Here is a 12,538-nt window from a genome sequence, read left to right as displayed (position 1 = left end):
ACTTACTAACGTACTGATGCGCCGAATAAACGATACGGCAACGTTCCCGGTAACGATTGCATAGAAATAATTAAACTTTTGCTTGGTAGAGTTAATTAAACTTCAGAAATTAATAATAGAGTCGTGTAGAGACCCGAACTACACGATTTTATCTGTTTCCAGGAAAAGTTCAAAAGATACTGATACTGTACACGATCATTCATGAATCTTAAATCGATACCTGACGAGATACTTCTTATCCGACTTCGCACGGGAGATGAAGCCGCTTTTCGGGAGATTTATCAACGATACTGGAAAAAGCTGTACAGTGTTACCCGGCGTAAAATTGACTCACTGGATGTGGTCGAAGAACTCATCCAGGATATCTTTCTCAAATTGTGGGAACGACGTAACGAGCTACGTATCGAGCGGTTGGACGCTTATTTGTTTACCGCCGTTCGTTATGCGACCATCAATCACATCAAATCAACGCTGATTCACGAGAAGTACGCGGATTACGCGTATGCTCATTTGCCGGAAGCATCATCGACAACCGAAGAGCAGATGGATCTGGATGAATTGATCGAAGCTGTTGAAAAACAATTAAGTGATCTTCCTGAAAAAACACGCCAGATTTTTAGACTGAACCGGCTGGAATATCATTCCGTGAAGGAAATATCCTCTCATCTGAAAGTGCCGGAACGAACGGTTGAATACCATCTTAGTCAGGCCATTAAAGCACTACGTACCTATTTACGGGATTACCTGTTGCCAAGTCTTCTTTTTCTTTTCTACGCATAACCTCATTCCAGCCTGACTAACTCCATAAAACTGACTGGTGTGCCGTCAGGTTCTTAACCTGACGGCACACCAGTCATGTATTGAACAGCTTTGCTTTTATAAACTATTCATAATACTCAATAGGATTATTTAGATAATATTTTTCTTATTTCTATCTTTTGTTTGTATTTTTCTCATAACTAATAAAATTATTTGCGGTCTTGGGTGTGGTTGTTTGACATAGCTACTATAAACCCGCTGTTACCGTGTCATGAGCCGAAAAAAATTTGGGCGACTCTTACAGAAATACCTTCGCGGAGAATGTACACCAGCTGAAAAAGCATTTGTTGAGCATTGGTATGGCTTACTGGAAACCGAAACCGGGGCATCAGGGCAGGAGCTTGATACGGATGAATTAGAGAACCGTCTCTGGAGTCAGATTCAACGCAAAATGCCTAAGGATGAACCAGGGCGAATTATTCCATTGGGGACCAATCGTTTTCGATGGATTGGTATTGCGGCATCTCTGCTCCTAATCGGTTGGTGGTACGTTGCTCACCAGCAGAATGATACGTCTGTTTCAGTCGGTTCTCCCATCACGCTTAATCGGGCAGACCTGATCGAACGAACGAATGCCTCTGCCAGTCCGCTCGTTGTCGCTCTGGAGGATGGAAGTACGGTCAAATTAGCCGCACACAGTTCGTTACGTTTCCCCAAACGTTTTACGACGGAAGAACGAACGGTTTATCTAACCGGCGATGCGTTCTTCTCCGTAGCGAAAATGCCTTCCCGACCTTTTTACGTACACGCAGGCAACGTAGTGACCAAGGTGCTGGGAACGAGCTTTTTTGTCAGAAGTCAATCGGATACAAAACAGGTGCGGGTTGACGTAGTGACGGGACGAGTTGCTGTTTATCAAAATGCGCCCCAAAAACAGACGACGTCAAATGGTGTCGTGTTAAGTCCGAATCAGACGGTCACTTTTTTTGATGAAGAACAGCACTTTGTAACGGGTCTTGTTGAGGCTCCTCAAGTTATACGAACAGCCGAAATCGAGAAGAAGCCAATCTCCTTCCAGTTTGATGATACGCCTTTATCGGAAGTGTTGACCCGACTCGAACGGGCGTATGGCATCGATATCGAAGTGGAAAATGAAAGCCAGAATAACTGCCCCTTAACGGCTGATTTGACCAATCAGTCGCTGTATACCCAGCTGGATATTATCTGTGCAGCTTTGAAATCGACGTACGAAGTGCAGGGAACGACGATTCTGGTCACTGGAAAAGGGTGTGGTGACTAACCGGCATTATTGGATCAGCAACGAATGAACCAACTAAATCGACCTCAGCCGCCTATGACGTAAAATCTCCATCTCCCGACCGCTTAGAAAGACGCTGGCTATGCAATCCGCATAAATCAGCGCCCAGTTAACTCCTCATCAGATAGACCGCGAATCTTGACCCGGACGAGGAATGAGTTTGTCAAATGTCCATTTAACAAAACCCTTAAAAGTATGAAAAAAAGAGAACCTGTGTGTATCAGTGGCTCTCCGGGCCAGCAGGTGAAAACACTACTATGGCTTATGAAATTTTCGGCTATTCAACTTTTTCTGATACTCATTTGTGCCAGCTTAGGCGTGGCCTTCGATGGGCATGGGCAGGAATTGATGAGCCGACCCGTTACCCTTAAAGTGGATGGTCAACGGCTCCGGGTGGTGTTGTCTCAGATAGAGCAACAAACGACGGCCCGATTTGTCTACAGTTCCAAAACGATCAATGTTAACCAGCCTATTACCTTGACGCTGACCGATAAACGGTTGAATGAAGCGCTAACCGAGTTACTAAAGCCGCTGAAACTAACGTACCGGATTGTGGGCGGACAGATTGTGCTGGAGGCTGATGCAGAGTCCCATTCGCAGGTCGTTAATCCGATAAATGAGTCGGTAGATCGTGCCGTAACGGGTACAGTCAACGACGAAAAGAATGCACCTTTGCCAGGCGTAAGTGTAGTTGTAAAAGGCTCTGCACGGGGCGCGACAACGGATGCCAACGGGAAATATCGGATAACGGTTCCTGATGGCGCTGGTGCTACGTTAACGTTTTCCTTCGTTGGCTATCAAAGTCAGGACGTAGTAGTTGGCAATCAGAGTGCGATTAACGTATCGATGGTTCCTGATGTGAGCGCACTTGATGAAGTGGTGGTTATTGGCTACGGTGCCGTTCGGAAAAAAGACCTGACGGGTTCGGTGGTTCAGCTGAAAAGTGAACAGTTGAAAGAAGTGCCAACGGCTAACGTACTGGAAGCGGCTCAGGGCAAAATTGCCGGTGCCGATATTACCCGGAGCAGCGGCCAGGCCGGAGCGGGGGTTAATATCCGGATTCGTGGGAATCGCTCGATTGGCGGCAACAACGCACCGTTAATTATTGTCGATGGTATCCAGTACAACAATCTGGAAGACATCAATGCCAACGACATCGAGACGATGGACGTACTGAAAGATGCGTCGTCGATTGCCATCTACGGATCGCGGGGAGCCAACGGGGTTATTCTGATCACGACCAAAAAAGGAAAATCGGGCAAACCTGATATTTCGTTCAATGCGTATTCAGGAATCTCGCAGGTGACCATGTACCCGAAAGCAATGGATATCAACGGCTTTCGTGATCTGAAACGCGAAGCCTGGCGAGCGGCTGGTGCCTGGAAAAGCCCGGCCGATGATCCATCCATTTTTACGAACGTAGCCGAATACGATGCCCTGCAAAAAGGCATCTGGACCGATTATCAGAACGAGTTAATTCACAACGGGTTACAGCAAAACTATCAGGTCGGTATCCGGGCCGGTTCTGATCGACTGAAGTCGTACGTATCGGTTGATTATTTCAACGAGAAAGGTATTCTGAAACTGGATGAACTGAAACGCTATACGGGGCGGCTCAATGTGGATTATACCATTACCGACTGGCTGAAAGTGGGGTTGCAGAGCCAGCTTACGTACTACAACCAGAGCGTTCGCCGTGATCCACTGAACCAGGCCAACAAAATCAGTCCGCTGGGTTCGCTGTACGATGCCAACGGTAATTTTAACTTCATTATGCTGGATGGTCAAACGGCCAACCCGCTGTCGGATGAGCAGCCCAACGTGTTTAACAACGGCATTCTGACCACTCGCATTCTGAGCAACGGGTATATCGAACTAACTCCAATCAAGGGCTTAACCCTCCGCAGTACGGTGGGCGTTAACCTGGCTTCGATTCGTAACGGAGCCTATTCGTCGCCCAAATCCATCGACCGGTCACTAACGGGTAAATCGCTGGCCACCTACAATGCGAGCAATAGCACCAGCCTGAATTGGGAGAACGTCGTAACGTATCAGCGGACGCTTGGCCAGCACGCCTTTACGCTGACCGGCATTGCCAGCTACATCGACAACAAGTCCGATAACGTAACGGCTTCAGGTGTTAATCAACTGCTGCCTTCGCAACTGTTCTACTCACTGGGGAGTGCCACTGAAGAAATTAAAATCAACTCGGCGTATTCGCAGAACGACCTGATTTCGTTTGCGACCCGGCTAAATTACTCTTTCCGCGATCGGTATCTGGTTACGTTAACGGCTCGGGAAGATGGCTCTTCAAAACTGGCTCCGGGCAATAAATGGACGTTCTTCCCATCGGCCGCGTTTGCGTGGCGGATTATCGAGGAGAAATTCATGCAGGGTGTGAAAGGGTTGAGCGACCTGAAAGTGCGGGCGAGCTACGGTATTGCCGGGAACGACCCATCGGGCCCCTATGCCACCCAGACAACGCTGACCCGCCTGGCCTTTGGTTTCGATGAAGTACCGGTTCCGGCGTATACGTTCTCCCGTAATGTCGGAAACGCTCTGTTGGGCTGGGAGTTGTCGAACACGACCAATATCGGTCTGGATTTTGGCCTGTTCAATGGTCGGCTCAATACGTCGATTGATTATTACGACACCCGAACATCAGATTTATTGCTGGATCGCGGTTTGCCGCCAACAACGGGCGTAACGACGGTCAAGCAGAACATCGGAAAAACCCGCAACCGGGGTATTGAAGTCACGCTGGGAAGTACCAACATCCGCACGCCAAACCTGAGCTGGACCAGTAACGTTACGTTCACCAAAAACAAGGAAGAGATCACGGAACTGGTTACGGGGGGTAACGACATTGGCAACGGCTGGTTCATCGGCCAACCTATCAACGTGTTTTACGATTACGAAAAACAGGGTATCTGGCAGACCTCCGAAGCGGATCAGGCGGCTAAACTATCGCCTACACAATTACCCGGCGAAATCAAGGTAAAAGACCAGAACGGGGATGGGAAAATCGACGCTGTAAACGACCGGATCATTCTTGGAAATAATCGCCCAAAGTGGAGCGGTGGTTTCGACAATACGGTCAAATTCAAGGGGTTCGATCTGAACGTATTTCTGTACGCCCGTGTCGGTCAGATGATTAACTCCGATCGTTCGGCCCGTTTCGATGCGCAGGGCGTTGGTAACAGTACGGCTGGTCTTGATTACTGGACGCCCGAAAATCCGACGAATGCGTATCCTCGTCCGAATAAAAACGGTGGTTTGAAGTACCTGTCCACGCTTGGGTACGTAGACGGAACCTTTGCCCGGATTCGGAATATTACGCTGGCCTATAACGTACCCGCTACGTTACTGCGGTCAAAGGTAATTCGAGGAGTTCGGGTATATGTGACGGGTAAAAATCTGTTCACCTTCACCAAGCTGGATTATGACCCGGAGCGGGGCGGATCGGAAAACTTCCCGATGACTAAACTGTACGTATTGGGCCTGAACGTCAATCTATAACCCTAAATCGGATCGCGAACATGAAATCATTTTTTGGTAAAAAAACGGGGTTATTGGCGGTATTGCTGCTTACGCTGGCATCCTGTCAGGACGTACTGGAAGAGTACAACCCCAGTGGCTTAACCGCCGAAACCGTCTATACCACACCCGAAGGCTTCGAAACACTGGTTAATGCGGCTTACACGTATCAACGCTGGTGGTATGGTAAAGAGGAAGCGTATAACATGGCCGAAACCGGCACCGACATCTGGACCAGTGGTGCAGGCGAAGTGTACCGCGACCTAACGCAGTACCTGAACTTACAGGGTGGAAATACCGCCCTGGCAAGCGAATGGCGGGAGTTTTACGCGGCCGTAAATCTGTGCAACGGTGGTATCAGCCGAATCGGTAACGCCGGGCTTTCGGCTGCGTTACGTCCGGTTCGGGAAGGAGAGCTTCGCTTTTTGCGGGCGTTTTACTATTGGCACATTGTTGAAACCTGGGGTGGAGTTCATTTCACGACGGAGGAAACAAACGGCATTGTTGCAACGGCCAACCGTACGCCCGTTGAAACGTTTTACAACCAGATTTTTGAGGATCTGAAATTTGCGGTAGCCAACCTTCCCGTTACGCAATCGCAATACGGTCGGGTGACGAAAGGGGCTGCGCAGGCGTTTCTGGCACGCATGTACCTGACCCGGAACATGAACAAAGAAGCGCTCGAAATGGCGCAGGCTGTAATCACCAGCAATACGTATAAGCTGGAAACCAGCTACGCCGACCTCTGGAAAATGAGCAACCTGAAAACGAAAGAGGCTATTTACGTAGTGGATTATGCCGCAAATCTGGCGATTAATGACCTGTTGAACACAACCTTCAACCCATACGGGCATGGCCGGGGAAGCAACAACGGTCACCTGCTGTTTTTGATGAAATACGACGACCGACCTGGCCTGACACGTGACATTCTCAACGGGCGTCCGTTCAATCGTTACATGCCTACCCGGTTTTTACTTGATCTCTACAGCGAGAATGATGCCCGGTACGAAGGCTCGTTTATGGAAGTCTGGCTGGCGAATTCAACCTCTCGTCCTGCTGGTATGAATCTGGGCGATACGGCCGTGTATTGCACCCGAAAAGAAATTCCGGATGCGTTCGAAGCGACGCGCAAATACCAAACGTATGATCGCAGTAAAATTTATAACGCCAACGGAACCGTAAAAGATAATCTGCGTTACCCAACCTTATCGAAGTTTATGGACCCAACGCGGGCCAGTCTGAACGAAGCTCAGAGCGCCCGCGATGTGTTCGTGATTCGACTGGCCGAAGTCTATCTGATTGCCGCCGAAGCGCAAATGAAATTGGGTAGTCTACAAGCCGCTGCTGATTACGTTAACGTATTACGTACGCGAGCCGCAAAACCTGGTAAATCGGCGGCTATGCAGATTACAGCCGCTCAGGTAACCCTTGATTTTATTCTTGATGAGCGTGCTCGTGAATTGGCTGGTGAGCAAATTCGCTGGTTCGATCTGAAACGTACGGGCAAACTGCTGGAACGCATTCGAGCCTATGCACCTGATAATGCCGTAAACTTACAGGACCATCATGTACTACGTCCGATTCCGCAAACTCAGTTGGATGCGGTAACCAATAAAACGGAGTTTGGCCAAAACCAGGGGTATCAGTAGCCGTTTATCAGAACGCTGATTCTTTACTTATTTCCCGCAGCGACGACGCATGTGATCGCTGCGGGAACATTACCGAGCTTGTGCCCTGAGCGCATGAATTTCTGTCACCCATGAAAAAACTGCTTTTACTTTTTTGCCTATTCATTTACACAAGCCATACGTGGGGTCAGGCAACGTTATCCCCTACAACCTCGGTAACCTTTACCGTTGCGCAGGATGGAAGTGGTAACTACAAAACCATCCAGGAAGCTGTCAATAGCTTCCGCGATCACATGCAGGTACGCGTTACGTTGTTTGTCAAAAACGGTACGTATGCTGAAAAACTCGTCATTCCATCCTGGAAACCCAATATTCATGTCATTGGTGAAAGTAAAGAAGGCGTAATCATTACGGGCGATGACTATTCGGGCAAAACGTATCCCGGCGGCAAAGACTGGACGGGGAATAGTAAATTCAGTACGTATACGTCCTACGTAGTGCTGGTTGATGCGCCCGATATTATCCTGGAAAACCTGACCATCCGGAACACAGCCGGGCGGGTAGGGCAGGCCGTAGCGCTACACGTGGAAGGAGACCGGTTTGTTTGTAAAAACTGCATTTTGCTGGGCAATCAGGATACGCTGTACGCAGCCGCCGAAGGCACTCGTCAGTATTACGAGAACTGCTATATTGAAGGCACAACTGACTTTATTTTCGGAAAATCGATCTCGGTTTTCCAGTCCTGTACCATCAAAAACCTGTCGGATTCATTTATCACCGCAGCCGCCACACCTGTTTACCAGCCATATGGATTCGTTTTCTTCGATTGCAAGCTGATTGCCGACCCGGCTGTTAAGAAAGCCTACCTCGGTCGTCCCTGGCGACCGAGCGCCAAAACGATTTTTATCCGGACCGACATCGGCGACCATATTTTGCCTGTCGGTTGGGATAATTGGGGCAATGCCGACAATGAAAAAACGGTTCTCTACGCCGAATACGGCAGTACGGGTCCCGGCGGTAATCCGTCGAAACGGGCGGGTTGGTCCAGACAACTTTCTGCAAAAGACGCTAAACAGTATACGTTGGCGAACATCTTTTCGGCTCAATCTGCCTGGAATCCTAAATCTCAATAATCTCGCTGTTATGAATTCGCTACCACTCGTTGGTTTATTTTTCCTGTCAACGCTGTCGGCTGTTGCGCAAACGAACAAGCCGAAAGCACCTGCGTCTCCTGCACCGGAACCCTACGTATCGAAGGTTTGGGTAGCGGATTTAGGAAATGGTACGTACAAAAATCCTGTCCTGAACGCTGATTATTCCGATCCTGACGCCTGTCGTGCGGGCGACGATTTCTATCTGGTTGCGTCCAGCTTCGACGCCATTCCGGGACTTCCTATTCTGCATTCGAAAGATTTGGTGAACTGGACCCTTATCGGCCACGCACTGAAACGGCAGCCACCTTTTGAGCATTTTGAGAAAACGCAGCACGGTAATGGCGTATGGGCTCCGGCCATACGGTATCACAACAACGAATTTTACATCTATTATCCCGACCCCGACTTTGGTATCTATCTGACCAAAGCCACGAACCCAGCGGGACCCTGGTCGGAGCCGGTGTTGGTCGAAGGCGGTAAAGGGTTGATTGATCCCTGCCCACTCTGGGACGATAATGGCCAGGTTTATCTGATCCACGGATGGGCGGGAAGCCGGGCCGGGATAAAAAGTATTCTGACCGTTAAAAAGCTGAATGCTGACGGAACGAAAGTCATAGACGAGGGCGCCATCGTGTACGACGGTCACGAAACCGACCCGACTATCGAAGGCCCCAAAATTTACAAGCGCAACGGCTTCTACTACATCTTTGCCCCAGCGGGTGGTGTTCCTACGGGTTGGCAACTGGTGTTACGTTCGAAGGATATTTATGGACCCTACGAACGGAAAGTGGTAATGGATCAGGGCAAAAGTCCGATCAACGGTCCACACCAGGGCGCCTGGGTCGACACGCCACCGATCAACGGTAAACCTGGTGAAGACTGGTTCCTGCATTTTCAGGATAAGGAAGCTTACGGACGAGTCGTTCATCTGCAACCGATGAAGTGGGTGAATGATTGGCCTGTAATCGGTATCGATGCCGACGGCGATGGCAAAGGAGAGCCTGTTGTGACCTATAAAAAGCCAGCCGTAGCGTCGGGTAAAAGCTATCCGATCGCTACACCCATTGAGTCGGATGAGTTCTCCGGTACTGCGTTAGGGCGGCAATGGCAGTGGCAGGCCAATCCCAAAGGTATCTGGCATACCACGAGTAAGCAGGGGTATTTACGATTGTATTCCTACAAGTCACCGGAGGAAGCCAAAAACGCGTGGGACGTACCGAACTTATTGTTGCAGAAATTTCCGGCTGAACGGTTTATGGCAACCACGAAGCTGACGTTCAAACCCAATCCAAAACTGGAAAATGAGCGGACTGGGTTGATAATCCTGGGCTTGAGCTATGCGAATCTGGTACTGAAAAGCGGTAAGGATGGCGTCAGTCTGGTGTATGGCGTTTGTAAAAAAGCATCCGAAGGCAAGCCAGAATCTGAAAGTGTAATCGCTAACGTAAACGCCGGTACGCCGGTTTACCTCCGGGTTGAGGTGACGGAGGGCGCTAAATGTCAGTTTAGTTACAGTTTCGATGGCCAGAATTTCACCAAAACCGGCGATCCGTTTCAGGCTGAAGTGGGTCGCTGGATTGGGGCTAAACTGGGCATTTTCTGTACGCGAAACACACAAATCAATGACTCCGGTTATGCTGACTTCGACTGGTTTCGGGTAGAGTCTGTATCTACTCAGAATCCATGATTCCTTGTGAAGTCAAGTTTCTACCCGTGGGGTCAGGTTCTCAAACCTAACTCTGCAAGGTTTCCTAAAACCTATAGATAATACCCGTTCGGTTTTGAGAAACCTCACGGGTCAGGTTTGAGAACCTGACCCCACTAATAACTCAAGATAATTTAATCAGATGAAACCCTATAGCAAGAAGAAATGGGTAGTCTGCGCTGGTATATCACTTGGTATGAGCGCCTGGATAACCTTAGCCAACGTAACGGCTTTCGCGCAACAAACGGATGCTAATGCGCCCTGGTCGGTTCGCATGGCTGATTCGGATATGAGCCGAAATCCGAAAGGGTGGATGCTTGATTTTTCAAAAGAACCCCGCTGGAATTACTGCCACGGACTGGTTTGCAGTTCGCTCGAAAAACTGTGGCAACAGTCCGGTACGGAAAAATACTACGCCTACATTAAGGAATACGCCGACGAAATGATCAACCCGGATGGTAGTATCAAAACCTATAAGTTGGATAACTACAACATCGACGCGGTTAATTCCGGCAAGTTCCTGTTTGCGCTATATGAGAAAACCCACGATCCCAAATACGAGAAAGCTATCCGGCTGCTACGTAGTCAGATGCTTACGCACCCGCGCACAAGCGAGGGCGGATTCTGGCATAAAAAGCATTACCCGCATCAGATGTGGCTCGATGGGCTCTACATGGCGTCGCCGTTTCTGGCGCAGTACGCAAAGACCTTCAACGAACCTGAGTTGTTCACCGACGTAGCAAACCAGATTCAGCTCATTGACAGGCACAATAAAGACCCAAAAACGGGCTTGTATTATCACGGATGGGACGAAAGCAAAGAGCAGCGCTGGGCCGACAAGGAAACCGGAAAATCACCACACGTATGGGGCCGCGGCATGGGGTGGTACGCCATGACTTTAGTGGACGTACTGGATTATCTTCCAGTTGACCATCCGCAGCGAAAACAGGTTCTGGACATTACTCGCCAACTGGCCAAAACACTCGCTACGTATCAGGACCCACAGACCGGACTTTGGTATCAGGTGATGGATGTCGGTAAAAAAGAAGGCAATTACCTGGAGTCGTCGGGTTCAACCATGTTCGTTTATTTTCTGGTGAAGGCCGCGAAGAAAGGGTATCTGGATAAGCAGTACCTGAACGTAGCACAAAAGGGTTACGATGGCATTCTGACTCATTTTATTAGAACAGAATCCGATGGTGGGATCAGTATTACCGATGCCTGCGCCGGGGCCGGCCTGGGTGGAACGCCCTATCGCGACGGTACGTATGAATACTATTGCAGGGAAGCCAAACGCGACAATGATCCGAAATCCATTGGCCCATTCATCATGCTGGCACTGGAGTTTGAGGGAATAAAACCACGAAAAGAATAGTATACGTCTGCGTTAGGGAGCCTTTCTGCCTGTACAATGCATTTATCGTATGAAAAATAAACTGACTATTCACTTCTTTTCTGTCTTTTTTCTGTTGTTCTGCCTAAACAGCGTAGCGCAACCTTCTACGGGTAGTTCCCGGCAGATGCTGTTACGTGATGAAGGCCTCTCCAAACTGAATTATGTCGATCTAGCCCATCCCGAACGAAACTATTACGTATCGGTTCCGGCCGGTCGGGATTTACAACTGGTCGGGCAGGGGCGGGTGATGCTTGGTACCGGTAAAGGCTACGAAGAGCGGGACATTAAGACGGGCGCCAAAGTGGCCGAACTCACTACGTTTGACGGAACCATTGCCGCCCGGCGCTTACGTAACGGACACATTATGCTCGTGGGCCTGAACTGGCAGGGGAAAAAGGGCATCGTCCTGCTTGAACTGGATCAGAATCAGGCGATACAACGAACCATTAATTATCCTGATTTCAATTACGTTCGGCTGGTTCGGGAAACGGTTGATGGTAATTTCCTGCTGACGTCCAATGATCGGGTATTTGAAGGTAAACCGGATGGCTCTATCGTGTGGCAGGCCCAGCTTACCAAACAGGAAAAAGCGCAGCACGCCTGGCAGGCTCAACGGCTGGGAAATGGCTCCACGCTGGTCAGTGGGGGCTATTCAGCCAATTTCCAGCGATTCGATCAGAAAGGTGCTTTTGTGGATAGTCTTAGTGGACCGCCCGCTGTAAATCCTCACTTTTTTGCCGGTTTTCAGATCTTAAAAAATGGCAATTGGGTCGTCGCGAACTGGCAGGGCCACGGCTCTGACCACGGAGCGAGCGGTACACAGATTCTGGAATACACGCCAGCCGGGAAACTAGTCTGGTCGTGGAAACAGGACCCTAAGCAGCAATCGTCTATTCAGGGCGTATTGGTACTGGACGGTCTGGATCTGAACCGTTTGCATGTGGAAGATGCCCAGGGAAGATTGGTGTCGAATTAACCATCTGGATAGATAAGTTTGGTTGGTGGTGTGGTGTCAGGTTCGAAAACCTGACACCACACCAC

General features: G+C 49.4%; 8 protein-coding genes. All 8 read left to right on the top strand.

The features are described from left to right. The first annotated feature begins 201 nt into the window (after positions 1-201). Positions 202-780, top strand: a complete 579-nt coding sequence (locus IC230_RS29530) for an RNA polymerase sigma factor (RefSeq protein ID WP_191042677.1) — start codon at positions 202-204, stop codon at positions 778-780. Between the two features lie 250 nt (positions 781-1,030). Further along, entirely contained in the window at positions 1,031-2,059 is a 1,029-nt protein-coding gene (locus tag IC230_RS29525) for a FecR family protein (RefSeq protein ID WP_191042676.1), read from the top strand. A gap of 213 nt (positions 2,060-2,272) precedes the next feature. Next, entirely contained in the window at positions 2,273-5,596 is a 3,324-nt protein-coding gene (locus IC230_RS29520) for a TonB-dependent receptor (RefSeq protein ID WP_191042675.1), read from the top strand. A gap of 20 nt (positions 5,597-5,616) precedes the next feature. After that, positions 5,617-7,263, top strand: a complete 1,647-nt coding sequence (locus tag IC230_RS29515) for a RagB/SusD family nutrient uptake outer membrane protein (protein WP_191042674.1) — start codon at positions 5,617-5,619, stop codon at positions 7,261-7,263. Positions 7,264-7,373: 110 nt separating this feature from the next. Further along, the gene (locus IC230_RS29510) at positions 7,374-8,375 is read left to right on the top strand and encodes a pectinesterase family protein (RefSeq protein ID WP_191042673.1); all 1,002 of its coding nucleotides are present in this window, start codon (positions 7,374-7,376) and stop codon (positions 8,373-8,375) included. Between the two features lie 10 nt (positions 8,376-8,385). Further along, complete coding sequence (locus IC230_RS29505; RefSeq protein WP_191042672.1) at positions 8,386-10,083, top strand: glycoside hydrolase family 43 protein; 1,698 nt, start codon at positions 8,386-8,388, stop codon at positions 10,081-10,083. A 160-nt stretch (positions 10,084-10,243) separates the two neighbouring features. Then, the gene (locus IC230_RS29500) at positions 10,244-11,476 is read left to right on the top strand and encodes a glycoside hydrolase family 88/105 protein (protein WP_223860930.1); all 1,233 of its coding nucleotides are present in this window, start codon (positions 10,244-10,246) and stop codon (positions 11,474-11,476) included. 49 nt (positions 11,477-11,525) lie between these two features. Then, a complete protein-coding gene (locus IC230_RS29495) occupies positions 11,526-12,473 on the top strand; it encodes an NHL repeat-containing protein (protein WP_191042671.1) in 948 nt (315 codons plus the stop codon). The last annotated feature ends 65 nt before the right edge of the window (positions 12,474-12,538 follow it).

This window comes from Spirosoma validum (assembly GCF_014699035.1).
In the GTDB taxonomy this organism is placed as follows: Bacteria; Bacteroidota; Bacteroidia; order Cytophagales; family Spirosomataceae; genus Spirosoma; species Spirosoma validum.
Note: the sequence above shows the minus strand (reverse complement) of the source record. Positions and strands in the feature narration are given on the sequence as shown.